Annotated in this window: 22 protein-coding genes, 1 tRNA gene and 1 pseudogene; 14 read left to right on the top strand and 10 right to left on the bottom strand. The window is 67.6% G+C overall.

Translation table 11 applies throughout. The features are described 5' to 3' along the window. Positions 1–330: 330 nt before the first annotated feature. The gene (locus tag OHA98_RS02895) at positions 331–2574 is read left to right on the top strand and encodes a transglycosylase domain-containing protein (RefSeq protein WP_266922521.1); all 2244 of its coding nucleotides are present in this window, start codon (positions 331–333) and stop codon (positions 2572–2574) included. A gap of 203 nt (positions 2575–2777) precedes the next feature. Here OHA98_RS02895 and OHA98_RS02890 read toward each other — a convergent pair whose 3' ends face one another. Beyond that, positions 2778–3242 (bottom strand): GatB/YqeY domain-containing protein, encoded by a 465-nt coding sequence (locus tag OHA98_RS02890; protein WP_266922520.1) that lies wholly within the window; start codon positions 3240–3242, stop codon positions 2778–2780. Positions 3243–3321: 79 nt separating this feature from the next. Between OHA98_RS02890 and OHA98_RS02885 the strand changes: the two genes are divergently transcribed. Both OHA98_RS02885 and OHA98_RS02880 read left to right on the top strand, forming a co-directional pair. After that, complete coding sequence (locus OHA98_RS02885) at positions 3322–4260, top strand: metallophosphoesterase (RefSeq protein WP_266922519.1); 939 nt, start codon at positions 3322–3324, stop codon at positions 4258–4260. Between the two features lie 98 nt (positions 4261–4358). Further along, positions 4359–4432: transfer RNA gene (locus tag OHA98_RS02880), tRNA-Pro, on the top strand. A gap of 191 nt (positions 4433–4623) precedes the next feature. Here OHA98_RS02880 and OHA98_RS02875 read toward each other — a convergent pair. Continuing rightward, a complete protein-coding gene (locus OHA98_RS02875) occupies positions 4624–5484 on the bottom strand; it encodes a hypothetical protein (RefSeq protein ID WP_015609461.1) in 861 nt (286 codons plus the stop codon). A 227-nt stretch (positions 5485–5711) separates the two neighbouring features. On the opposite strand from OHA98_RS02875, the gene OHA98_RS02870 reads away from it, so the two are divergent. Next, positions 5712–7367, top strand: coding sequence for a PE-PGRS family protein (locus tag OHA98_RS02870; protein ID WP_266922518.1), 1656 nt, complete (start codon positions 5712–5714; stop codon positions 7365–7367). Here OHA98_RS02870 and OHA98_RS02865 read toward each other — a convergent pair. From OHA98_RS02865 to OHA98_RS02850, 4 genes are all read right to left on the bottom strand, one after another. Then, complete coding sequence (locus OHA98_RS02865) at positions 7297–8142, bottom strand: PE-PGRS family protein (protein ID WP_266922517.1); 846 nt, start codon at positions 8140–8142, stop codon at positions 7297–7299. The two genes, OHA98_RS02870 and OHA98_RS02865, sit on opposite strands and share 71 nt — an antisense overlap. Before the next feature lie 190 nt (positions 8143–8332). Next, positions 8333–9856 (bottom strand): LacI family DNA-binding transcriptional regulator, encoded by a 1524-nt coding sequence (locus tag OHA98_RS02860; protein ID WP_266922516.1) that lies wholly within the window; start codon positions 9854–9856, stop codon positions 8333–8335. Between the two features lie 30 nt (positions 9857–9886). Further along, on the bottom strand, positions 9887–10237 hold the full coding sequence (locus tag OHA98_RS02855) for a helix-turn-helix domain-containing protein (protein WP_266922515.1): 351 nt from the start codon (positions 10235–10237) through the stop codon (positions 9887–9889). Positions 10238–10433: 196 nt separating this feature from the next. Then, complete coding sequence (locus OHA98_RS02850; RefSeq protein ID WP_032791520.1) at positions 10434–10685, bottom strand: helix-turn-helix domain-containing protein; 252 nt, start codon at positions 10683–10685, stop codon at positions 10434–10436. A gap of 623 nt (positions 10686–11308) precedes the next feature. Here OHA98_RS02850 and OHA98_RS02845 point away from each other — a divergent pair. The 6 genes from OHA98_RS02845 to OHA98_RS02820 all read left to right on the top strand — a co-directional run bounded on the left by OHA98_RS02845 (position 11309) and on the right by OHA98_RS02820 (position 17405). Then, a complete protein-coding gene (locus tag OHA98_RS02845; protein WP_266922514.1) occupies positions 11309–12226 on the top strand; it encodes a hypothetical protein in 918 nt (305 codons plus the stop codon). Beyond that, complete coding sequence (locus tag OHA98_RS02840) at positions 12223–12921, top strand: ATP-binding protein (protein ID WP_266922513.1); 699 nt, start codon at positions 12223–12225, stop codon at positions 12919–12921. The genes OHA98_RS02845 and OHA98_RS02840 overlap by 4 nt, the downstream gene beginning before the upstream one ends. Positions 12922–13097: 176 nt before the next feature. Then, positions 13098–14312: a hypothetical protein gene (locus tag OHA98_RS02835; RefSeq protein WP_323179499.1), complete on the top strand. Its 1215-nt coding sequence runs from the start codon at positions 13098–13100 to the stop codon at positions 14310–14312. Between the two features lie 542 nt (positions 14313–14854). Next, positions 14855–15142 carry a plasmid mobilization relaxosome protein MobC gene (gene mobC, locus OHA98_RS02830; RefSeq protein WP_266922511.1) on the top strand — a complete coding sequence of 96 codons (288 nt, stop codon included), beginning with the start codon at positions 14855–14857 and terminating at the stop codon, positions 15140–15142. Then, positions 15139–16878, top strand: coding sequence for a relaxase/mobilization nuclease domain-containing protein (locus OHA98_RS02825; protein WP_266922510.1), 1740 nt, complete (start codon positions 15139–15141; stop codon positions 16876–16878). The genes mobC and OHA98_RS02825 overlap by 4 nt, the downstream gene beginning before the upstream one ends. A gap of 107 nt (positions 16879–16985) precedes the next feature. Next, positions 16986–17405, top strand: coding sequence for a hypothetical protein (locus OHA98_RS02820; RefSeq protein ID WP_266922509.1), 420 nt, complete (start codon positions 16986–16988; stop codon positions 17403–17405). A 205-nt stretch (positions 17406–17610) separates the two neighbouring features. Here the strand turns inward: OHA98_RS02820 and OHA98_RS02815 are convergent. Together OHA98_RS02815 and OHA98_RS02810 are read right to left on the bottom strand one after the other, a co-directional pair. Next, positions 17611–18423: pseudogene (locus tag OHA98_RS02815) on the bottom strand (DUF317 domain-containing protein). A 121-nt stretch (positions 18424–18544) separates the two neighbouring features. Next, positions 18545–18898: a DUF317 domain-containing protein gene (locus OHA98_RS02810; RefSeq protein ID WP_266922508.1), complete on the bottom strand. Its 354-nt coding sequence runs from the start codon at positions 18896–18898 to the stop codon at positions 18545–18547. A gap of 453 nt (positions 18899–19351) precedes the next feature. On the opposite strand from OHA98_RS02810, the gene OHA98_RS02805 reads away from it, so the two are divergent. The 4 genes from OHA98_RS02805 to OHA98_RS02790 all read left to right on the top strand — a co-directional run bounded on the left by OHA98_RS02805 (position 19352) and on the right by OHA98_RS02790 (position 22701). Continuing rightward, positions 19352–20134, top strand: coding sequence for a hypothetical protein (locus OHA98_RS02805; RefSeq protein ID WP_266922507.1), 783 nt, complete (start codon positions 19352–19354; stop codon positions 20132–20134). A 195-nt stretch (positions 20135–20329) separates the two neighbouring features. Continuing rightward, positions 20330–21034 carry a nucleotidyltransferase domain-containing protein gene (locus OHA98_RS02800; RefSeq protein ID WP_266922506.1) on the top strand — a complete coding sequence of 235 codons (705 nt, stop codon included), beginning with the start codon at positions 20330–20332 and terminating at the stop codon, positions 21032–21034. Positions 21035–21163: 129 nt separating this feature from the next. Beyond that, positions 21164–21832: an HAD family hydrolase gene (locus tag OHA98_RS02795; protein ID WP_266922505.1), complete on the top strand. Its 669-nt coding sequence runs from the start codon at positions 21164–21166 to the stop codon at positions 21830–21832. Further along, complete coding sequence (locus OHA98_RS02790) at positions 21829–22701, top strand: DUF1932 domain-containing protein (protein ID WP_323179497.1); 873 nt, start codon at positions 21829–21831, stop codon at positions 22699–22701. The genes OHA98_RS02795 and OHA98_RS02790 overlap by 4 nt, the downstream gene beginning before the upstream one ends. On the opposite strand, the gene OHA98_RS02785 is transcribed toward OHA98_RS02790, so the two are convergent. After that, the gene (locus OHA98_RS02785; RefSeq protein WP_266922504.1) at positions 22677–23228 is read right to left on the bottom strand and encodes a guanylate kinase; all 552 of its coding nucleotides are present in this window, start codon (positions 23226–23228) and stop codon (positions 22677–22679) included. The two genes, OHA98_RS02790 and OHA98_RS02785, sit on opposite strands and share 25 nt — an antisense overlap. Further along, entirely contained in the window at positions 23228–24265 is a 1038-nt protein-coding gene (locus OHA98_RS02780) for an AAA family ATPase (RefSeq protein WP_266922503.1), read from the bottom strand. Before OHA98_RS02780 ends, OHA98_RS02785 begins: the two co-directional genes overlap by 1 nt. Between the last annotated feature and the right edge of the window lie 97 nt (positions 24266–24362).

Here is a 24362-nt window from a genome sequence, read left to right as displayed (position 1 = left end):
GACAGCACAACACCCCCTTCGGGCCCAATCTTGAATGGTCCGAACGGACTATGCGCACGCGGCAGATCACCCAGGGGAGTGAGGTGAGGACATGCGGGACTATCTCCGCGAAATCGGGACAGTACACCCGAGTTGCAGCGGACGTTCCATGACACACGAGGCGTTTTCGGGAACGTCTCGGTGAATGGGTCGGGTGCGCGACGGCCTGACGGAGAATGACCAGAAATTGTGCATGGGGCTTGATACGTAACCGGACTGCTGTGACAGTTGAGAGCAGCTTAGGCCAATGCATATACGCCTGTCCGGCGAATGAGAACGTAGGCTGCCCCCATGCCAAAGAAGCGCTCGGGCGGGGGTCTCACGACGACCCAGCAGGCCGCCAAGTTCCTCGGTGTCGCCGCACTCTCCGGAGCTGTGCTGGCGGGCATCGCGCTGCCCGCGGCCGGAGCACTGGGCCTCGCCGCCAAGGGGACGGTCGAGGGATTCGACGAGATCCCCTCCAACCTCAAGACTCCACCGCTCAGTCAGCGCACCACGATCCTCGACCGCGAGGGCGGCGCGCTCGCGACGGTCTACTCGCGTGACCGCACCGTCGTCCCCCTCAAGGACATCTCCCCGTACATGCAGGACGCGATCATCGCGATCGAGGACTCCCGCTTCTACGAGCACGGGGCGGTCGACCTCAAGGGCATCCTGCGCGCGATGAACCGCAACGTGCAGGCGGGCGGGGCCGCGCAGGGCGCGTCGACCCTCACCCAGCAGTACGTGAAGAACGTCTTCGTCGAGGAGGCCGGCGACGATCCGGAGAAGGTCGCGGAGGCCACCCAGCAGACCCTGGGCCGCAAGGTCCGCGAGCTGAAGTACGCGATCCAGGTCGAGGAGGAGCTGGGCAAGAAGAAGATCCTGGAGAACTACCTCAACATCACGTTCTTCGGGCAGCAGGCGTACGGCATCGAGGCAGCGTCCCAGCGCTACTTCTCCAAGCACGCCAAGGACCTGAAGCTGGAGGAGGCCGCGCTGCTCGCCGGCGTCGTCCAGTCGCCGAGCCGCTACGACCCGGTCAACGACGCGGAGGAAGCGACCAAGCGCCGCAACACCGTGCTCGCCCGGATGGCCGCCGTCCGCAGCATCTCGCAGGCCGAGGCGGAGAAGGCCATGGCCACTCCGATCAAGCTGAAGGTCAGGAAGCCGAAGAACGGCTGCATCACCGCCGTCAGCGGCTCCGGGTTCTTCTGCGACTACGTACGCAAGGCGATCCTGCGTGACCCGGCGTTCGGCAAGACCGAGGAGGAGCGTTCGAAGCTCTGGAACCTCGGCGGTCTGACCATCAGGACCACGCTGGACCCGCGCGCGCAGCAGGCCGCGAACGAGGCCGCCACCGCGAAGGTCAACAAGGACGACAAGTTCGCGGCGTCGGTGGTGCAGCTCCAGCCGGGCACGGGCAAGATCCTCTCCATGGGTCAGTCCCGCCCCTACGGCCTGGACCAGAAGAAGAACGAGACGGTGCTCAACCTCTCCGTCAGCAACAAGATGGGCGGCAGCACCTACGGCTTCCAGGTCGGCTCGACATTCAAGCCGATCACCGCGGCGGCGGCGCTGGAGAAGGGCATCAGCCCGTCCACGTCGTTCTCCACGGACTGGAAGCTCTCGGTCCCGATGAGTTCCTTCACCACCTGCTCGGGCTCCACCGCCGGTGGCGGCAACTGGGACCTGCAGAACGAGATGGAGTCGGAGAAGGGCTCCTGGGACATGACGAGCGCGCTCGGCAAGTCCATCAACACCTACTTCGCGCTGCTGGAGCAGAAGGCCGGGCTCTGCGACACGGTCAAGATGGCGAAGAAGATGGGGTACGAGCGGGGCGACGGCAAGGAGATCGGCGAGAACCCGTCGATCACCCTCGGCGGTGAGGTGAGCACGCCGCTCTCGATGGCCGCCGCGTACGCGACGTTCGCCAACCGCGGCACGTACTGCACGCCGATCGCCATCGAGTCGATCACCGACGCCAACGGCAAGAAGCTCAAGGTCCCGAAGTCCTCGTGCTCGCGGGCGATGACCGAGCGGACCGCCGACACGATCAACCAGATGCTCAAGGGCGTCGTCGAGGACGGCACCGGTACGCAGGCCGGTCTCAGCGACCGGGACAACGCCGGCAAGACCGGTACGACGAACGACCGCAAGGACGCCTGGTTCGTCGGGTACACCCCCAACCTCTCCACGGCGGTGTGGGTGGGTGACGACATCGGCGAGAAGAGCTCGATGTTCGGCGTCACCATCGGCGGCCAGTACTACGACAAGGTCTGTGGCGGCTGCCTCCCGGGCCCGATCTGGAAGATCGCGATGACCGGGGCGCTGAACGCCTCCGAAACGCCTTCCTTCACCCCTGTCTCCGTCCCCCGGGCGAAGCCCAAGGAGGACAAGGACAAGGGCCGGGACAGGGACGAGGACCACGAGGACCGCGAGGACGGCAAGCCCGGCGGCGGCAACCCGTTCCCCGGCATCAGCATCCCGCCGGGCGGGTTCGGTAACGGCGGCGACTCCCGCGGCAACCACGGCGACGGAACGAACGGCCCCTGACCCGTCCCCGGCGTCCGTACGAGAAGTGGGGCCTCCCGGTCGGTAACGATCGACCGGGAGGCCCCACTTTCGTCCGTGTACGGGGAGGGGGCTACGGGGAGGGTGCGGCGCCGGCACAGAGGCAGCGGGCGCACGGGCCGCCGGCGGCACATGGGCTGCCCGGCACGCGGCCCCGACAGCCCCTCTCAGCCCCTCAGCCCCTCTCAGCCCGCGAGGAGCTTCTTCACCGCGGCGGCGACGCGGCCGCCCTCGGCGAGTCCGGTGACCTTCGGGTTCACGATCTTCATGACGGCACCCATCGCCCGCGGCCCCTCGGCCCCGGCGCTCCTCGCCTCTTCGACGGCGGACGCGACGATGGCGTTCAGCTCGTCGTCGGACAGCTGCTTGGGCAGATAACCGTCGAGCAGCTCGCCCTCCGCCTTCTCCCGCTCCGCCTGCTCGGTCCGGCCGCCCTGGGCGAAGGCCTCGGCCGCCTCGCGGCGCTTCTTCGCCTCCTTGGCGATCACCTTCTGCACCTCGTCGTCGGAGAGCTCGCGCGCCGTCTTGCCGCTGACCTCTTCCTTGGTGATCGCGGTGAGGGTGAGCCGAAGGGTGGACGAGGTCAGCTCGTCGCGCGCCTTCATGGCCGTGTGGAGGTCTTCCTTGAGCTTGGACTTGAGCGTGGTCATGACGCGATTGTGACAGGTGCGGGCCGCCCGCCGCCCGCCGGTTTTCCGCTCGCCACACCCTGTCTGCGACGATGGGCGCATGCGCGCACGCTACGGAGTACCCCTGAAAGTCACGGCAGTCGGCGCCGCGGTCGGCGCTGCCGGCCTCGCCTACGCCGCCGGATTCGAAGCCCGCTCGTTCCGTCTGCGGCGGGTCACCGTCCCCGTACTCCCGCACGGGGCACGCCCGTTGCGCGTGCTCCAGGTCTCCGACATCCACATGGTGAGCGGCCAGCGCAAGAAGCGGGCCTGGCTGCAGTCGCTGGCCGGGCTGCGCCCCGACTTCGTCGTGAACACCGGCGACAACCTCTCCGACCCGGAGGCGGTACCGGAGGTGCTGGACGCGCTCGGCCCGCTGATGGAGTTCCCGGGGGTGTACGTCTTCGGCTCCAACGACTACTACGGCCCCACACTCCGCAACCCGGCCCGCTACCTCCTGGAGAAGGTCCAGGGCAAGCACGGCCTCAACGGAAACGCCCCGGCGGTGGGTGTCGTGCACAACCCGTGGGAGCCGATGCGCGACGCGTTCGACGAGGCGGGCTGGCTGGGCCTGTCCAACACCCGCGGCCGGCTCAAGGCCGACGGCCTGGAGATCGCGTTCACCGGGCTGGACGACCCGCACATCAGGCGGGACCGCTACGCGGAGGTGGCGGGCGGCCCCGAGACGGGCGCCGACCTCTCGATCGGCGTGGTCCACGCCCCGTACCTGCGCTCCCTGGACGCCTTCACGGCGGACGGATACCCGCTGATCCTGGCGGGCCACACGCACGGCGGCCAGCTCTGCATCCCGTTCTACGGAGCGCTCGTCACCAACTGCGACCTCGACACCGACCGGGTGAAGGGCCTGTCCAGCCACACGGTGGGGTCCAGGCGCGCCTACCTCCACGTCTCCGCGGGCTGCGGCACCAACCGCTACACCCCGGTCCGCTTCGCCTGTCCCCCCGAGGTGACCCTCCTGACCCTGACCCCCCGCGACTGACGCCCACCGGGGTATCCCCGGCGCCCGGAGAAAGCAGATTTCGCCTCCGGGCGCGGGTGGGCTAAAGTAATCGATGTCGCCGGGAGACCGGTGGACATCGGGGTGTAGCGCAGCTTGGCAGCGCGCTTCGTTCGGGACGAAGAGGTCGTGGGTTCAAATCCCGCCACCCCGACAGCTGAAATACCAGGTCAGGGGCCTGATCCACTAAGTGGATCAGGCCCCTGAGTGGTTTCCGGGGGCGTCTTGGGAGCCGTTTGGGAGCCGATCTCAGGATCCGGCTCCCAGGGAGCCGCGATTGAGCCTGCCGAGCAGAACCTCGACGCGACACTTACGGGACGGACGCCCGGCGGAGCCTCCCCGCGGTCAAGCAGCGGACTCCACCCCGGGGGCGGAATCCTCCGGCGGGTCGAGGAGTCTGAAAGCGCAGTCTCCCGGACGCCGCCCCAAGCGCTGGACCATGAGAGCGCCGAGGAGCGCTGTCCCCGGGCCACACACCGGTCCCGCATCCGTGCCGACATAGAACAAACCGTTCTCGTCCGGCTCCCGGCCCTCGTGCTCGGTACCGGCGGCCAGCGCGAGGCAGAAGCCGAGGAGATCGACGCGCAGGCCGACGGCCAGGTCACCTCGAAGGAACACCAGCGGGTGTGCCAGCCCTTCACTGTCGTAGCCGGCGGAGACGACGGCACCCAGCCCGTCGGGTAGCGGGTACATCTCCTCAGGGATGTCCTCCACTACGCCCTTCATGTCGACGGCAGCAAGCTTCAGGAGCTCCGTGAGGACCTCTTCGTCGCTCCGCCACCCGTCCTTCGGCGCCCAGTTTCCATCCTTGTAGAGATGGAGGACATCGGCCGTCGCGTCCGGCGGGTCTCCCAGCACCAAGTCCGCCAACACGTCGCTCGGCTCCTTCACCACTACACCTTGGCCTTCTCGCTGCGGCCAGAGGACCAGGTGAGGGAAGGGACGGTGAATGTATCGAGCGAGAAGCGACCGGATGGCAACCGACAGTTCTTGCTCGCTGAGGCCGGGGCGCACCAGCACGCAGATCCGGTCTGGAAGGACGGCCAATGCAGCCTGCATGCCGTGCTGCCCGAGGTCGATCTCGACTGCCTGTGTGTTCATCGCATCCAGCAGTACCGGCAGTTCCAATGCCCAGGCGTCATGCGCTCGGATCCTGCCCTCCCCATGGGTTCCCTCGGGTGCGACTTGCACTGCTTGCTTCTGCATAAGGTTCCCTTCCTTCGTTTGAACCGGGTCACCCAGTCTTGGTCCGGTTCACAGCGAGGAAGGCGTAAAGTCGTGAAACGCCTTGTCGTGCGCATCGCGCCTGCCACGCTCACAAGCGCCAGGTCGCATTCAGGCGAATTGATCCCACAGGAACCCCTCGTAGGGAACCTGAGCGAATTTTTTGATACAGGTTGTGCTGACGCGAGCACACACGGTACGACCGTGCCATGCACCGTTGGTCGCCACTCAATGATCGCCAGCTGGTCCTGCTCACCCGCATTGGGGAGGGGACGGAACCTGTTACCTCAGACAGCCCGGAACTTGCCGCCACCGCTCACGCCCTCAAGGGGCGGGGCTTGATCATCATGCCGAAGCAGGGCGGGAGGTGGCAGGCGGACATCACCAACGACGGACGTTTCTACTTGGAGCACGGGCACCACCCGGACCGGCCGGAGCGGACTCCACGCAGGCAGCGTTCGGCGGCCCCCAAGCTGACACCACAGGCTGGCCCTCCCAGCCAACAGACAGCGCCCTCGTCTGCGGCTGCGAAGCCCTCGCGTCCCTCACCGGCCTCGATTGGCGCGGCCCTGATCACCCAAGTGCAGGAGGCCGGCCGCTTCCTCCGTATCCCGAACCCGAGCGACGGGGAGCGGGCCCGCTACCGGCGAGCATTCGATGCTGCGCGGCAATGCGCCCCCGAGGGGTACCACCTCAAGCACACGGGGCGGGAGAGGGGTGATTTCGTTCTCGGCCTGCTCAGGGTGACCGGCGAGGACGACACCGAGTGGAATCGGATTCGCCTGGCTCGTAGCCGCGTGATCACCGACGTTGAGGACGTGGTCGCGGCGGTCACCGCAGACCACAGTGCCTTTGAGATCTCCGAGGAGGTCCTCCCCCGGGTGATCGCACTGCTCCGTCTCCTCACCGAGCAGGCCCTCGTTCGCCATGGCGAGATCGCGGTGTCCAAGAAGCGCAGGCAGGCGCGCCCCCTGCTGACGGTCCACGGCAGGACGTACGAGGTCAGCTTCCGCGAGCGGCAGAAGCAGGTCAGGTACGTGCCCAAGCAACCGGGCCGGCGTACATACGACTGGCAGCGGGTTGCTCCGGCGAACCGGTCCGAGCCGTCCGGCGAGCTGGAACTGCATCTCAGCCAGCAGTCGGGCTACGGATCCGGATGGAAGAAGGACTGGGCCGACACCGCCAAGAAGTCGCTGGAGGACCAGATCGGTTCGGTATTCCGCGCGCTCAAGGCACACGCCGAAGAGGAGGAACGGGCTCGGTTGGAACGCGAGGCTCAGCAGCGGCGGCTGCGGGAGGAGCGGGAAGCGGAGCAACTGCGACTGCGTGAGGAGCGGGAGCGGGAGGAGAGAGAGCGCCGCCTACAGGAAGCGGAGGAGATGCAGCGCAGGCAGCAGGAGTGGGAGGCCGCTGTCAGCGTCGCGACGATCAAGGCCGTGGACGCGGTGCGGGTCGAGCTCTTCAGTACGGCCTTGGAGCACTGGCGGACTGCGGGGGAGATCAGGGATTTCTGCTCAGCGCTGGACAAGGCCGCTGCCACGTCGAGCGACGGCCTCGACGCCGAAAGGCTGCGGGAGTGGTCGGCGTGGGGGAAGGCCGAGGCCGAGCGGCTCGACCCCACTGCGCGCGGCAGGGGACTTACCGGCCACGGCTTCCATGCGCAGCCGACGGGCGACCAGATGCGGCCGTTCCTCGACGGCTGGCACCCGCAGCGTCCCGAGAAAGTGGAGTCGGTGGAGAAGCCTCAGGTGGAAGTCGCGTCACCCAAGCCGGAGCCGGACCGGCGGCACGACTTCAGCGACGAACGTCTGGATCAAGGCTGGAGATATGGACGCCCAGCTCGCGCTCAATGGTGGAGGCGATGAAGCCGTGTCCGCGGTCACGTAGGGTCGTCACCGCCCGCTCGACCAGTTTCCCGAGCCGGATGACCTCCGCCCGCAGGGCGACCAGTTCGTCATAGCGCTCAGACTTGTCCTCGCCGCACCAGGCCCGCACGGTCCTCAGGACGGTCGCTTCGGCGTCCAGCTTGCGGTCATCGCGACGGCTGTAGGAGGAGTACCAAGAACCCTGGGCGCGTTCCTGCTCAAGGCTCTGCTGTTTGCGGTCCACCTCCGGCAGGATCGTGTCGGCGAGACGTTCGGCCACATGGCGGGCGAGACGTTCAGTGACTGGCCAACCTGCAAGGCAGTGGCCGTCGCGGTTCTCGTGGACCGCAGGATCGTCCCGCAGTTTCGCAGGGTCCATACCGACGAGCGGTGCGGTCTCATCCAGTCGGCCCATGTCCAGGATGCCGGCGTCCTGGACGCCTCGCCGCAGGCGCAGTTTGCTCTTCGGTCTGACGAACCCGAGGATCAGCCGCGCGGCCTCGAACTCCGCGCTGCCCCTCACGTGTCGCGACGCCTCGGCCAACGCCAACTCCGCCGCGTCGTCCGCGTGGAACTCTTCGGCCTCCGCCCACGGACCCACGAGGCACGTGGGGTTGACCCATTCCTGTAGCCCGGCGGCGTCACCGTCAAGGAACCGCACGTGGACCCCGCCCGTCCTGCCGGGGCCGCCGACACGAACAATCTCTACCTGGTGAACCGCGCTGCCCAGGTCCTTCGGCCTCACGCGATACGCCCAGTGCTCACCCATTTCCATGCGTCTATTGAGCCAGGTCTGCTGGCACCAGCGCCCGCCGATTCACCAAAACCACCAGGCGGAATCTAGCAAGCGCCCCAGGTTCCGTCGGCGTGGTCAGGATCGGTGGGTAGGCCCATCCCTTCGAGCGACGACGAAGCGCTCGTACGCCTGCACCCCCGTGGGGCACAGGCGTAACTCGCTACCGGTGTTACTCCAGGCCGCGTGCTTGCCTGCGTACGTGCAGAAGGTCGCGGAGCACGCGCACCGATGATGTGGGACACATGGCCAGCCGCGAGTCGAGAGCTGCCTCCCACTGCTCTGTCATCCCGGCCATCAGCCGCTTGCGCATGCCCGGCGTGACGTGGGCATAACGCGCCGACACAGAGCCGTCAATGTGGCCCATGCGCTGGTCCATCAGGACCTTCTCGGTGCCGAGGTCCTCCATCACGGTCCTGTGGGTGTGGCGCAGTCCGTGAGGCGTGAGGCCCTTCGCGACCGGGAGCCAGCAGGCGTCGGCCCGGTTGCCGGCGCCGCGTCCCCGTACGGGGACGCCGGGCCACGGCTCGCCGAGCAGGGGGACGGGGCGCGCTTCCTGCGGGGCCTTCTTCGGGTACCAGCCTGACACCGCCGGGGTGAACAGCCAGGTCCCGAAGCCGTTCCTGCGCCAGTGCGCCGCATGTTCCGCCACGACTCCGCCACGCACGAACCCGAGGTCGTTGACGGCCCTCTCCACCCGTGTGCGGGTGGCGTCGGCGACGCGGTCAGGGTGGTTGAGGACGTTGGACACCGTTCCCGTGGAGACCTCAGCCCGGCGTGCGACGTCGACGAGCTTCGCGCCCTGGTGCCCTCCGGTACGAGCCGCGCCTTGGCCACGGAAGACGTAGGTCCTGCCGTGGCAGGGGCAAGGTGTCGGCTTCGTTCGGGCGATGTGGTTGGCGACCAGGGCGGACAGCCAGTCCATCGAGTCGAGGGTGCGATAGCTGTCGTCCTTGGGCGGGCAGCGCACCATCTCACCCGAGTCGAGCTCGTAAAGCTGCCACTCGACACGGACGGATCCGGCGCGAACGAACTCTGTCTCCAGGCCGACGACTTCGCCCCAGCGCATGCCGGTGTATCCCTTGAGCACCACGGCGACGAACTCGTCGTCGCGGCCGGACAGCAGGGCTGCCCGTTCGGCGGTGAGCAGGACGCCGAGCGGATCGGTGACGACCTTCTCCGGGCCTCTGTCACGAGAGCGGCCCGCACGCTTGCCCCGCCCGCGTCGCCTGGTCGCCGGGTTCGACGTGATCAGACCTTCGTCGATCGCGTCCTCGAAGATCAGGTGGAACGTGGAGCGCCAGGTCTTCACGCTGGAGGCCGCGTACAGGGCCCTTTCCTTCTTCTCCCACCGGTCGACGTCCGAGCGCAGGATGCCGGCGAGCGCATGGTCCTCGAAGTCGGGGAGGAGGTGCTCCTCGATGTGGCGCTTGTAGTTCTGCATGGTCGAGGCGGCCAGGTCCTGGGCCTCGTACCAGCGACTCGCGTACTCGCCGAACGTCTCCTGCCCCAGGGCGGGGTCGCGCCAGTCGCCGCGTCGGTACTTGTTCTCGGCCTCGCTCGCTGAGCGCTGGGCCTCGCCCTTCGTGGCGAACTTGATCGTCTTGCCTTGCTCGTCGACGACCGTGAGGTGCTTGCCGGGAGCGGTCTTGTATCGGGCACGCCAGTAGCTTCCGCGCTTCTCCGCGAAACCCAAGTACGTTTCCTTCCTCTTCGGTGCGGTGTTCTACGCGGCGGTGTCGAATGCGGCTCGGTCGGATCGGCGGGGCGGCCTGGCGCGCAGGCGGCCGGAAGGTGCACCCGGCTCGGGGGCGCTGGAGCGTCGGGCAGGGGCCGCAGGCGGGGCGCCGGGGGACGGTGGCCGCGCAGCGACGGCCGGTCGCTCCTCGTGGAGGCGGATGATCTCGGCGAGATGGGCGGCGGTGAAGCGGTAGGCACGACCCACTCGGGCGAAGGGGATCTGGCGACGGCGGGCGCGATCCTTGACCCACCAGGCAGAGCAGCCGAGCACGGCGGCGACCTCGTCGGGGCGGTAGAGGCGGGCCGGTGCGACCTCGGCGCCTGTTTGCTCAGCCACGCGGGATCGCCTCCTTCGCGGTCCGGCGGCGGAAGGGCGACAAGGCAGGGGGAATGGCCTCTTGGCGCAAGGGAGTTCCTTCTCTGGCGCGGTGGTGTGACCCGTGACACGCCGGTTGATCTCTTGGTACGGGCGAGGTGATGTGAGCGGGCGCTGCCGGGTGTTGGCCCACCCGGACAGCGCTGCAAGGGCTTCGCTAACTCGTCTCGGCGAGCAGCGTGAGCGGCGAGACGTCGAGAGCGGCTGCGATGGCGACGAGGTCATCGACGTCGCAGCGGCGCTGCCGGCATTCGATGCGGGACAGCATCGTGATGGTCATGGGGCGGCCGAGCGCAGTCACCCGTTCGGCCAGCTGGCGCTGAGCGAATCCGCGCGCTGCGCGGGAACGGGTTATGGCTTGGGCGGTCAGCACACCGGCCGGACCAATTCCCAGGGGGATTTCAGGCATGCGTCTGTTGTAGCTCCGCATTGCCGGTTTGGGTAACCGGCGATCTGCTGCTATGTTCCACGTCTTTTTTGTCAGATCTGGTCCCCGGAACCCGCGAGCGACGCAACATAGACCGGAATCCGGCGCTGACCAAATGCCTGTGCTCGCCCGGAAGGCGCGCTGCCTTCAACTGCGCTGGCGTGGGTTGTTGCATCACGCGGTCACGTCAGACCGATCGCCGATGCAGGCAGACGGCGATTCACCAGTCGCCCTATTTGTGCCACTTCTAGGTCAACCGCTAATTCGGGTCTACCGTTATAGGGAAGCCGCGCACGACGCGTTCGCCGAGAGCTGTTTGCTTTCTCGGCGGAATGCTGGACTTGCACGGGGAGGGTGTGGCTGTCTTGGCCATGCACCCGGAACACCTTGCGACTCCGAGCACATGAAAACCCCCGGCGGGCCAACGCCGGGGGTCAGGGAGTCCCTACCGATATCGCCCGTACCTGAACGATCAAGACGGTGGCGGTCACAACGCCACCGGGTGAGGAACCGTCTATGCCCCAACAAGCTACAGCCCTCGCGGCCGTAGTCGCATCCTCGTCGCCGAAGTCGCCCGCTCTGCCCACGAAGGCGGGGCGATAGGCATGGCGCGGATACGCACGATCAAGCCGGAAGCCTTCATCTCCGAGTCGCTCGCCGCGGTGAGCGTCCACGCCGAGCGGACCTTCTTCGGCCTCCTCACCCAGGCAGACGACCACGGCCGTTTCCGGGACCAGGCCGCTGTCATCGCCGGCGCCCTGTGGTCCCTGCGCCCCGAACACGGCCCTCTGGAGGTCGAGGACGACCTCACACAGCTCGACGGCGCCGGTCTGGTCTGCCGGTACGAGGGTGACGACGGCAAGCGCTACCTGCACATCATCACCTGGGCTCGCCACCAGAAGATCAACCGGCCGAGCGGCAGCCGCTGCCCGGCCTGCCCGCGCCATCAGGGAAGCCGATCCACCGAGCCGGCCTCGCCTGTTCACGGTGTCCTCCGTGAACAGGACGCGAGCCCTCACTATGGAGGACCTGAGGGGTCCGGTGAATGCAGCGAGCCGTCCGTGAACCGGGAAGTTGCAGGTCAGGGCAGTTTCAGTGAGCCCTCACCACAACGCCGGGAGATGGCGGTGAGGAATCAGGGTCCGGATCTAGGACCTAGGATCCTGGATCTAGGATCACCTCCGGTGGGGAGCGCAAGCGCCCCCGCGCCACCCGCCATCTCGGGCGCGATCTCGGCCAGGGACCTGGTCGGCGAGTACGTCGCCTCCTGCGAACACCGGCCGCCCAGCGACGTAGTGGGTCGCCTGGGCAAGGTGGCCGGCAAACTGCTCGGCGAGGGCATCTCGGCCGAGCACATCCGCGCCGGGATGAGCCGCATGCGGGCCAAGGGCCTGTCCGCGAACCTGCTGCCGAGCCTGGTCAACGAGGCCATGAACGCCCCTCAGTCACCTGCCGCCCCGCACCGTGCGTGGACCAACCCGGCATCCGCTGACGTCGAGGCGGCCTACGGAGGCCAGCTGTGACCACAGCCACCACCAGCCGGGAACCGCAGCGCATCAGCTCCCTGGCAGCCCGTCTCGACACGATCCTCGCCGACCGGGGCATCGATGCCACCGCCGTACCCGCCGAGGCGCCCTCTGAGCGGGTGACCGCCCTGGAACTGGCCGAGGCGCGCATCCCACCTCGCTACCGCGATGCCCTCGCCGGCCACGATCAGGTTGTCGCCTGGGTTGACGAGGTGGCCCTCGCCGCACGGCCCGGCCCGAGCGGCACCCGGGGCATCGCGCTCGGACCGTCCCTGCTGATCGCCGGCCCCACCGGCACCGGCAAGACGCACCAGGCGTACGGCGCGGTGCGGTCGCTGCTGACCGCCGGTGTGCGCCTGCGGTGGGAAGCCGCCACTACGGCCGACCTGTACGCCCGCCTACGCCCACGCGCCGGCCACGACGCCGAGCGAGACCTCGCCACTCTCAGCACCTGCCCGCTGCTGATCCTGGACGACCTCGGCGCGGCCAAGCAGTCGGAGTGGACCGAGGAGATCACGTACCGGCTGATCAACCGCCGCTACACCGACCTGCTCCCCACCCTCCTCACGACCAATCTGCCGACCGCCGCGCTGCGCGATGCCGTCGGCGACCGCGTCGCCTCCCGTCTCGCCGAGATGACCACGACCGTCGTCCTCACCGGCGCAGACCGCAGACGCCGACCCCACGCCTGACCGCACGGCGCCGACCCACCTCACCCCTTCCCCACGCCGCCCGCCCGCGCCCACGCCTGCCCAAACGGCGCGGCGGCCTCCCTGGAGACCCCTGCATGACGCAACTCGCCCTGCCCACATTCGGGCACTGGACCTCAACGTCTCTCGCCCCTACCGCCCTCCTGGGCACTTGCACGATGCTGCTGCTCGGCTTCCTGATCAGCCGGCGCCCTACCCGAAACCGCAGCAGGCACCAGCCCGGTACACCTGCGGTCAGGGTCGCCGCACTGGCCGCGGTCGGCTGTACCGCCTACAGCGCAGACACCAGCTGGCGGTTCGCCGCCGACTACCTGGACATGAGCGGTACCACCGAGCGCGTCGCGATGTTCGCCGCCGCCGAACTCGCCCTCTTCGCCACGGCGCTGCTCGCGCGGCAGAATCTGCACGGGCCCAAGCAGGCTCCCGGCCTGCCCGGAACCCTGACCTGGGTGATCACCGCCGTGCAGGTGATCCCCGCATACGCCGAGTCAGGCGTGGTAGGCGGCACAGTGCGAGCCTTCGTCGGCCCGATCATGGCCGCCCTGCTCTGGCATCAGGCCATGGGCATCGAACTGCGCATCCGCACACCCGAGGGCGCTTCCCACAGCGTGCTCGCCCGGGTCGGGCGCGAAGCACGTGAGCGCCTTCTCTCCCGCCTCGGTATCGCCGCACGCGATCGTGATGCCGCCCAGATCACCCGCGACCGGGCCACCCGCAAGGCCGTCGCCCTGGCCTCTCATCTCGCGGAGCGAACTCAGAGGCAGCGCGCCGGCTGGCGAGGTCGGCGCACTTCACGACGACTTTCACAGGCCATCGCCCAGGCCGCAGTGGGCATCGACCAGCACCAACGCGAAGTGCTGCTGCAGCAGCTCGCCGTCCGCCGTCACGCGGCAGCGCTGGCCACCATCGAACTCGCATCGCCTTGGACTGCTTCCCCCTTGGATGGGGGCACGACGCATCGCGGCGAGACAACGACGCTCCGGCGCAGCCAGCCGAGTGCCGACTACCCCATGCAGGGCGAGGAGGCCACGGAACACCCCGCCTCCGGCCTTCGCTCCGAGCTCCTGCCTCCTCGATCCGTGCAGAACCGACTTCCCCTGCACGATTCGGCCCCCACTCGCGAGACCGCCGAGTCGGCCCCCGAGGTCGACGTCCCCGCCGCGCAACGCTACGGACGTCCCCCCGGCGCCGAAATGGAGGAACTGCTCGCGATCGGCCGCAGGGCTGTCGCTACGCAGGGAACAGCCACTCGCGCCGTGCTGCGGAACGCCATTCGCGCGGCCGAGCTCACCATCTCCGAAGACCGGCTCACCGAACTCAAGGCCCTCCTAGCCGCAGAGCACGAGGCCAAGAACAGCATCCCGACAGGCTGACCGGATATCCGGTCAGCCCCCGGATGCCCGCACGGGGACCTGTGGACCAGCCACTCCGTCTGGTCCACGGCCCCGCCTCATTCGCGTCGCTCTGCCAGGCACGCACGGCTCTCCCCCGCGCTTTCCCACTCGAACCAGCGGGAGGCGGGGCTGCTGCCCGTCCGACGGCCTGGTGCGCTCTCCCCATCCCCTACCAGGAGCTGATCTCCATACAGGACTCGTACCCCAACAGCCCCGTGCATCAGAACGCGACCCACCCCACGCCAGCCCAAAGCGGAGCAAGTTGGAGGTTCGGACACTCCCCCGCAGGGGGAGCATCCGAACCCGGCCCCGCCCCGGGGGTGGCGGGGTCCGACCAGCGCCAGGGGGCGCCGGACGGAAAGGCTGCGACCGGGGGCGGATCGCATCCGACTACGGCCGTCCGCAAGCGCAGCCCCAAGGGAAAATCGCGACCGCGCGACAAGAAGCAGCGTCCCGCCCAGAGCGTCCGACTCAACGAACGCGAACACACAGTCATCCAGGCCGGCGCCGACGCCGTCGGCATGAGCGTCGCCGGCTTCCTCGCCCACTCCGCCTTGGCCGCCGCCCGCGACCAGACCCGCACCGCCGCAACCATCGCCGCCGAGCAGGACATCCTCACCGAGCTCTTCGCCACCGGACGCAAGCTCGGCTGGGCCGGCAGCAACCTCAACCAGATGACCAAGGCCCTCAACTCCGGCGGCGATATCGCCCGCATTGAGGAAACCCTCGCCGCCGTCCGCCACGCGGCCACCGCGACCAGGGCGGCCGTCGAGCGGATCAACAACCGGCAGAAAGACGAGACCGCTTGATCCCCCGCATCCACAAGCAAGGCAGCAGCACCCGCGGGCTGCTCAACTACCTCTACGGCAAAGGCACCCGCGAGGAGCACGTCGACCCGCACCTGGTCGCTTCCTTCGACTCCATGGCACCCGACCCCGGCCGCGACCCCTCCGCGACGAAAGAGGATCTCCAGCTGCTTCTCGACCAGCCACTGCACCTGCTCGACGAAGGCCAGCGACCCGACCAGCACGTGTGGCACTGCTCCGTACGCGCAGCAGGCACCGACCCCATTCTCAGCGACGAGGAGTGGGGCGACATCGCCCGGCGCATCGTGGCCGCCACCGGCATCGACCCCGGCGGCGTAGACGACGCCGGGTGCCGGTGGGCCGCCGTCCGTCACGCCGACGACCACATCCACATCATCGCCACCCTCGTACGCGAGGACGGCCACCGCCCCAACCACCACCGCTCCGGCCAACGCGCACAGGCCGCTGCCCGCCTCATCGAAGCCGACTACGACCTGCACCGTGTCGCCCCCGGCGACGGCACTGCGGCCAAGCGCCCCACCAGCGCCGAGCGCCACAAGGCCGAACGGCAAGGGCAAGAGCGCACGGCGAGGGAGAAGCTACGCGAGACCGTACGCACTGCCTCGGCCGGCGCTGCCTCCACGGATGAGTTCTTCGACCGTCTGGCCGCCGACGGTCTGCTGATCCGCAAGCGCATCGCACCGTCGGGCGACCTGCTCGGCTACAAGGTCGCGCTGCCTGACGACCGCAACAAGGACGACGAGCCGGTCTTCTACGCCGGCTCCACACTCGCCCCCGACCTGTCCCTGCCTCGCATACGCGAACGCTGGGCCCTTCACGCGGAGGCGGACACCGAGGGCGAGCGTGAGCCGGTGCAGCCCGCTCTGCCACCGGTGACCCATCCCGCGTTCGCTCGGCGCCGGGCTGCTGCTGCCACCTGGCAGGCTCTGCTGATCATTGATCACGGTGACGACGGCATGGCAGCAGCGCAGATCGCTGCGGCGGGAGAAGTCCTGGACGCACTCGCCAAGACCTCTGCCGTCCACACCCGTGCTGAACTCCGGCAGGCGGCCTTCGCGTTCGAGCGGGCCAGCCGCTCCCACATCCGTGCCGTACGCGGGCATGACCACGCCCTGCGACAGGCCGCCCACGATCTCGTCCACAGCGGCCCCGCCCTCGGCCGCGGCGAAGACGGAGCCACCACGGCGATGGTCATCGACATGGCCGTCTTCCTCGCGATCACTGCGGCCAACTGGCACGCCAGGAAGCACCACGGCCAGCAAGCCGCTGCGGCCCGGCAAGCCGCCGAGCACCTGCGCGCCGCCTACCAGGCCGCCGCAGCCCACCCCATCGCCGCCCTCCGCCAGCGTGGCCAGCGTCTGACGCCGCAGATCCGGCAGCGGCACGCCGATCTCCTGCACCACGTGCTGCCGGAGCTCGCGGATCGAATCGAGGCCGAGCCCGGCTGGCCGGCCCTGTCCGCCACGCTCGCCGACGCCCGGCAGGCAGGCCAAGACCCGGCCGCACTGCTCGCCGAAGCCACCCACCGTCGCGAGCTCGACACCGCCGACTCCATCAGCGACGTCCTCGTCTGGCGCCTGCGCCGAAGCGCCCATCTGCCTGCCGCGCCCGAAAGCCCTCCGGCGACGACCGCCCGAGACAGCCGACGCGCCTCGCCGTCAAACCCCGCCACACCACCGGCGGCCAGGGCAGCGAACCACTCCAGCCGTCGGCCCTGACCCGGAAAAGCGGGCGCAACATAGCCGACGATCGTCGGTTAGCCAAACCGGTGATTCTCCAGACCATTGATGGGCCCCAAGCGATCCATGAGGAGCACGACACCCGTATGGCCAATCCCGACTTCAATCCCTGGATTTTCGCCCTTCTCTGCGACTCGGACTTCCAGCCCCGAAAAGACACCGGCACGTGGTCCCACCGCGACGGTCGCCCTTTCAGCGAGGAGGAACAGGCCCTTGCCGACAGCGCAACCCGCGCCGAAGTCGAAGAGCTGAGTGCGCAGCACACGCAGTACATGAAATACGTGCATGAGATATGCGACGCCCCTGACGTCACACAGCGCTTCCTTGCCCCGTTCATGGAGCAGCTCACCGAGAAGAAGCTCGGAAACGCAGTCGCGCTCATGAGCGAGACCGAAATGGCGGAGTTCAATCGCCTGCTCGCCCTCGCGGACGAACCGATACGCCCGTTCACCCCTTACGCCTTCTCACACCGGGAGCGTCACTCACCGGCCAGAGCAAGAAGCTGACCCGGCAGAGCCTCACCCACCCGGTAATCGCAGTCAAGGAAGGTCACATAGGAACCATCTCCCCGCGACGCCCACGAGCTGACACCGCATCCAGTACTGACGTCAGCCCGCCCCGGTAACTGTCCACCAGCCACGGAAGCTGCCAGTGCAGCGCGAAGCCGGGCCTCCCGAACGGGGGCCCGGCTTCATCGCGCGGGAGTACTGATCAGCAGGCAGGGGCACACAGGAGCCGGTCCCGTGAGCTCTCCGGCAACACCCGGCGTAGCACCGGTGCGGTGGAGCTGAGCGAGGAGGCAAACGCGGCAACAAGGCCGTGCGGCACGCTGGAGCTGAACGACGCAGCCCACAGGCACGGAGCACCCGAGCCCAGCTCGGCCCACGCCTGCCAACCCGCCACCCCTGGCACATCGCCCTCGACGATCAGGGCACAGGGATCGGCATCCTGGATGAGCGGTGGCAGCTCGCCAAGGCCGAGGCGTGAGGTGAAGGTGGGATGCATCGCCGCCGCATGCGGTTGATCGGCGTCGCGGAGCCAACCATGCGCGGACACCGCATCGAGAACGGTCTCGGGATTGGCGGCCACGTCGGTGGGATCACCTCATACATCGAGCGCGAGAAGAAAGTCGGCGATGGCCTCGCCGGGGATGCCGGAGGTGAAGTAGGCAGACCAGTCCGCGAGCGACCTGCTCGCATCCGAGCGGGCAGAGATCTGCCACGCGATCGGCAGCCCACCGAGGTGAAACGGCTCGTCCGACAGCGTCCACTGAGCCCACCGACGGGCGTCGGGACTGATGTGCAGGACGGTGCTACGCAGGACCTGGCGGTCCTCCAGCGACTCGTCGAGCTCACGTCGCCCGCGGACGGTTGTCAGGCTTGTCCAGCCGAAGCCGGCGAGAGTGTCCGCAACGACGTCGTAGAGACATCCGTCGTCGCCGGCCAGGTGCCGGGGGCCGACCCAGTACGCAGGCAGAGCGCCCCGGTTCGGGGTGGACGGGTTGAGCCGAGGGTTGGAATACAGGGCGCCTCCAAGGGCTGGGTGCGGGACATCGTCTTGCTTCCGGGCAATCGGCTGACGGGTACGGATCGCCACCCGCGCATGAGCCAGGAGACGCCAGTTCGGCTAACGCCGACTTCCCTGCCTACCGAGGATGGGCGGTTTCCAGCACGCACGTCACAGTGGCGGCGACGATGTCGGCCGGCGTCGCGGCGTCGAAGGAGATGCTGTAGCCAGGCACTTTCGTGGTGCCGGTGACGGCGATCTTCCAGCCTTCGCCGTCGCCCCCGGGACGGCCGAGCGGAAACCAGCCCAAGTAGAACCGGCCGTCCTTCGAATTGACGTGAACGTCGGCGCGGTCGTCCACAACCATGTGGAAATCCTCGGCAGAGAACTGATCCAGCACTAGCGTGGGCTGGCCCGGGCCAAGCTGCCAGGTGTGCACTTTCAGGGCATCGGTGGCGGTGGAGAAACCGGGGCTCGTGGATGGGAAGTTCACGGCGAATACCTCTCTGACCTGGGGTTCCGGAAGGTCGTCTACGTTGACATCCATCTGCGCCCGCTGGCCAGTCCTTCGCGACTCTTTCTTGTCTGCCCCCGGCGAACTGAGACAGGCTCCTCTTGTGGGATGTCAGATTCCAGGGCCGAATTTCACGGTTGCTGGCCACTCGGCGGCCGATCGGCCGCGAATCTGAGACTGGCTGGTTCTTCTGTCACGTTCAAGCTCGCGGATTCTCACTCGACCCCATTCGGGTTGGCAGATCCTTGCTGACCGGGCTCAGAGTGACGGATCCGTGCGACGCCCTTGTCCAGCCCACGCCGAGTGGCGGGCCCTCAGCGGACCTGAGCTTCTTGCGGATCCGCTCCTGCTCCATCGTCCGCTTTACCGCTTGTGCCGCCAGAGCAGCAGGCTCACCCTTCGGCGTGATACTCGGCATGACATAATGCCGAGATGGATCAGGGTGTAGCCGCCATACTCGCGGCACTGATCGCGGTGACAGGTGTGGCGCTTGGCCTGTTCGGGGCCCGCTGGCAGGCACGCAGTATGCGAGAGCAGGCGAACGCAGCCATAGAAGCGGTCAGGGCGCAGGGCCGAGACCAGAACACACAGTGGCGTCGGACCGTAAGGCGCGATGTGTGGGTCGAATATCTCGGCGCTGTGGATGAGTTCCGGCTTTCTGCCGAAGTCGTGACAGGCCATCTCGCCGATGAAGAGCTGCCGGAGGCCGAGCTGGCGCTCGAAGATACCTATGCTCGCTCCGTGAGAGCGACGGACGCTTATCGCAAGATCGAGCTCGAAGGGCCCGAGGAAATCGTCTCGAAGGGCTACGTCCTACAAGGCTCCACAGTCAACACGATCTTCGAGTTGGAACAGACACTCATTGCTACGCGATCGATGAGGGAGCTCCAAGAAGCCGGGGAGCGTGAGCAGCTGGAAGCTCTCTCGGATCATGATCAACTGATCGCTGCGATTCTCAGTTCCCTACGCGAGCTGCAGGCGATGGACTCCCAAGATCCAGGCCGCACGGAGTACGGTCAGCAGGTCGGCCGCCAAATCGTTGCCTTGGGCCTGCTATCCGCATCCGATGCTGGCGCCCTCCTGTTCACCTACAGTCAGCAGCTGTCGCTGAGCGAGGCCCTGGAGCGTTTCCCGCACGGTCGGTGGCTTCGGTTCCATGAAGTGCGAACAGACTTTGTTCAAGCGGCTCGCTCTCATCTCGATGGCGGATCTTGAGCCTGTCCATGCCCTGAGAGACCGCCATCGATCAGGCCGCGTGCCGGCCTCCGGTCGACCGCGTCCGTGAGACGGGCTGGCCGAGTGCGGCTGGAGCCTCGGAGTAAGTCCCGCCCCAGTCACGATGTAGCTGCGGGACATCTTCTGCGAAGAATCTTCCGTGCGCACGCCAAGCGGAGCGCTGATAGTTGCTGCATGGATGCGATTGATGCAGCGCGTGCCGTTGTTGAGGAACATCACCCTGTCGCTCGGGCTGCGTTCTTAGGAGGCAGTGTCGTGACTGGCCGCCGCACGGCGATGTCGGACCTCGACATCGTGGTGCTCCTTCACGGATCCCCCGCCCCGTACCGGGCAAGCCTGCGGAGGGATGAGTGGCCGGTGGAGATGTTCGTGCACACCGAAGCGACGTGGCACGCGTACACCCAGCGTGAGGTACGCAAGCGCCGGTCACCACTGCTCTGGATGTGCGCCGACGGGATCCTCCTCTTCGACAAGGACGGAGTCGGGACGCACCTCGCCGCCGAAGCCCGAAGGCTGACCGCCGCAGGGCCACCCACGGTGTCGGCCGAAGAGATAGACGACCGCCGCTACGCGATCACCGACCTCCTCGATGATCTCGTGGGGAGCACTGACCAGGGCGAACGGTTGTTCATCGCCACCGAACTAGTGAGACGAGCCGGAGAGTTGGCGCTGGCCGCTAGCGGAACCTGGAACGGGGGCGGGAAGTGGCTGGCCCGCCGCCTTGAGACCCCAGCGCCGGGTCTCAGCATGCGCCTGCACGATGGTCTGCGTGAAGTATTGGCTGGGCGGATCGAGCCCCTCGCGGCAGTCGTGGACGAGGTGCTGGAGCAGGTCGGCGGCCGGTTGTGGGTCGGCTACCAGCGCGGTGGAACCCCCTGAACAAGGTCGCTATACGGCCACAGGTCCCACTCGACGCGCGTCCAGCTCAGCCTTGCAGCGTCGCTCAGAGGCCCACGAGGCGGCGCCGACTCCGTAGCGGCGCATCCGGGCGGACTAGGGTCGTCACCTATGCAGAAGCTGGTGCTCTTCGATCTCGACAACACCCTGATCGACAGAAACGGTGCCATCCAAGACTGGGCCGCTCAGTTCGCCGCTCGGTACTCCCTCGCTGGCCACGCCGCCACGCAATTGGTTGAGTCGGTCCAGGCGCGAGCATTCCCTGCCACCTTCGAGTCCATACGGGCCGAGCACCGTCTCCCGTCCTCCGCTGATTCGCTCTGGAGGCAGTACTGCTCCGACATCGCGGCGGCGGTCAGATGCCCTGAGCGGGTGCTCACGGGCATGGATGCCCTACGAGCCACCGGTTGGCGAGTCGGTATCGCCACCAACGGGGCAACTGACATCCAGAACGCCAAGCTCCAGGCGACCGGCCTGGTCGGTCGCGTTGATGGCGTCTGCGTCTCGGAGTCCGTCGGTGCACGAAAGCCCTCTGCCGTCGTCTTCGAGGCGGCAGCCGTAGCGTGTGGCTCCCGCCTCTCCCAAGGCGGCTTGATGGTGGGCGATAACCCAGAGACCGACATTGATGGAGGTCGTCGAGCCGGCCTAGGCACAATCTGGATCCACAACGGGCGTTCGTGGCCTGTTCGGCTCGCCGCACCTGATCATTGCGTACCCGACGCGGAGGCGGCCATCGCGCTGCTGCTGGCCAATGACTGTTCGAGGAGTGTGACTAAGTGAAGTCCGACATCGCTGCGGTGGGGCTGCTGCATCCAGGCAGCATGGGCGCGGCTTTCGCAACCCAGCTCCGAGCCCGAGGCACGACCGTCCTCTGGTGCCCTGTCGGCCGCAGCAACGCTTCCAGGCAACGTGCGGAGCAAGCAGGCATGGAAGCAGTCGACGATCTCAGGCAGCTCCTACGACGCGTCGACCTGGTGGTCTCCTTGTGCCCGCCGGCAGCCGCCGAGGTGGTCGCAGCAGCAGTGGCCGAGCACGGTTTCCGCGGCGGGACGTACGTCGAGGCCAACGCAATCACTCCGCAGAGGGTCCGAGCTGTCGCCGCATGTCTGTCTGACGCAGCCGTTGTCGACGGTTCTGTCGTCGGCTCTCCTCCGGTAGGGGGGAAGCAGCCAACGCTTTACCTCTCAGGCCCCACGCGGCACGTCGCGCTGGTTGCCGACCTCTTTGAGGGGACCGCTGTGCACACACGTTCCCTGGGAAGTGAGATCGGACAGGCTTCCGCTCTGAAGCTGGCGTACTCCAGCTATCAGAAGGCGTCCCGCGTCTTGGCCGCCGTGGCATACGGGCTGGCCGACGCGAACGGCGTCGCGGACGAGCTCCTGCAGATCGCCTCCAAGCGCGCCGGCAGTTATCTGACGGAGACGGACTACATTCCCAAGACGGCCGCTCGCGCCTGGCGGTGGGCGCCCGAACTGGAAGACGCCGCAGATCTGCTCACCGAGTCGGGATTGCCGGACCGCTTCATGCGAGAGATTGCCGCTGCCCTTCACCTCTGGGACGAGGTCCACGACAGGCCCGTCACCGTCTCCCGTGCTCTCGAACTCCTGAGTTCAGTGGAGGCTCGTCACACAGACGCGCGTACGAGCTGATCAATGAGGACTGCCGCGTCCCCAGGCGAGGAGACCTCGGTGTCCACACGGAGGTCCCAGCCGGGGTGATCGTTGGTGGCGAGATCCTTCTCCGTCGCATCCCATGCGGCGAGCCTGGCCTCCGTATCGCGATCGCCTCGGCTGGTCGAGCGGAGGGCCGTGGCCTCCCGAGAGCACCATATGAGCACCGTCGACCAGGCGGCGAGGTACTTGGCGGTCACCGCCTTCACACCTGCGACCTGGCCGAGGTGGAGGATGGGGACGCGCCCACCCTCCATGGCCAGCCCGAGGCCCTGGCGGTCGACAGCGTAGGTGTTTCCGTATCGGTCATTGCGGTAGATAAGGTCGCCCCGCCTCTCTAGATCCGCCAGCTGATCCGGGGTACCCATCCGGTATCCCGCAGACTTGCCGCTGCCGATTTTGAGTCGGCTGAAGAGGACATAACGCGAGTCGAGTTCGGCGAGAGCCGCCGTCACCGCGTCCTTGCCGGCGGCAGGCGGCCCGTAGAGCAGGATTCCCTGGTTCATCAGAACACCGTTCCCAACACCCGTCGTACTTGGTCAGTGAGGGATATAGCCGCGCCGAGCCGGTTGTCCACCACCATATGGGCGACGGCAGGGCGCAGTTCGACGTCGACGGATTTCACGTACTCGTCCCAGTGCTGAAGCTTCCAGCTGTCGCGGGCGGCGGACCGGAAGCTGATGTACTCACGCATCGTTTCCACATCGCACTTGATCCAGACTATGGAGACGCTGACGCCTCGGGCCTCGCATCGGTTGGTCAGGCGCTGGATCCAGCGGACATCCATCACTTCCGAGACGAACGGCGCTGTCAGCACCGTGCTGATGGAGCAGTCGATGTTGGCGTAGGCGGTCTCAAGCAGGCACTGGTACTCAAGGGGCCGCACCTGCTCACGGTAGAGCTCGGAATGCCGGTCGTTGGGCTCGCTGCCCATCTCCACCAGAAGCCGCTCGACCAGGGGACGCGTGATCGGGTCCTTGTCGAGGACCGGCCATCCTGTGAGCTGGGAGATGAAGCGGGAGAACTCCGACTTTCCGCTCCCTGCGAAGCCGCCGACGATGAGCAGAGACGGGCGATGAGGATCTCCGCCCGTGTGCCGACGCTTCCACGCGTCGATGATCCGCTGTTGAACGTCGAGATCGCCGCTGGCATCCGTGCCTGGCGTGATCTGAGAGAGCGCCCGCTCGACAGCGACTACGTGGGCCCCGTTGCGGGACTCCGTCGCCGGCGTGAGGTTCAGGTGCGTGGCCTCGTCGGGCAAAGGATGGCGGAATCCCAGCTCGGGTTCCGTACCGCGGTACAGAAGGCAGTACGCGCGCCGATAGTGCGGACCCGGGTATACCTCGCCCTGCTCATGCTGCCAGAGCGTCTGAAAGTTGGCTGCGGGCACCGTGATAGCGGCCCTTGTGGCCACTTCGCGCAAACGCTCGCCGGCACGCTCGAGGGTTAATCCGTGTGCCTCGCGCACCTCGCGGAGCTTGTCCGGGCGCCATCCCGCACGGCTCCTCGACACGTCAGTTACCGCCTGCCCATCGGTCAACATGATCGGGACTGTAAGTCTGCCCTGTGCGAAGTCGTGTGTAAGCAGATGTTGAAAAGTCGGAGTGCTCGCCGATGAACGGCCTCACTAGCCCGCCGTG

The sequence above is a fragment of the Streptomyces sp. NBC_00654 genome, assembly GCF_026341775.1.
In the GTDB taxonomy this organism is placed as follows: domain Bacteria; phylum Actinomycetota; class Actinomycetes; order Streptomycetales; family Streptomycetaceae; genus Streptomyces.
Note: the sequence above shows the minus strand (reverse complement) of the source record. Positions and strands in the feature narration are given on the sequence as shown.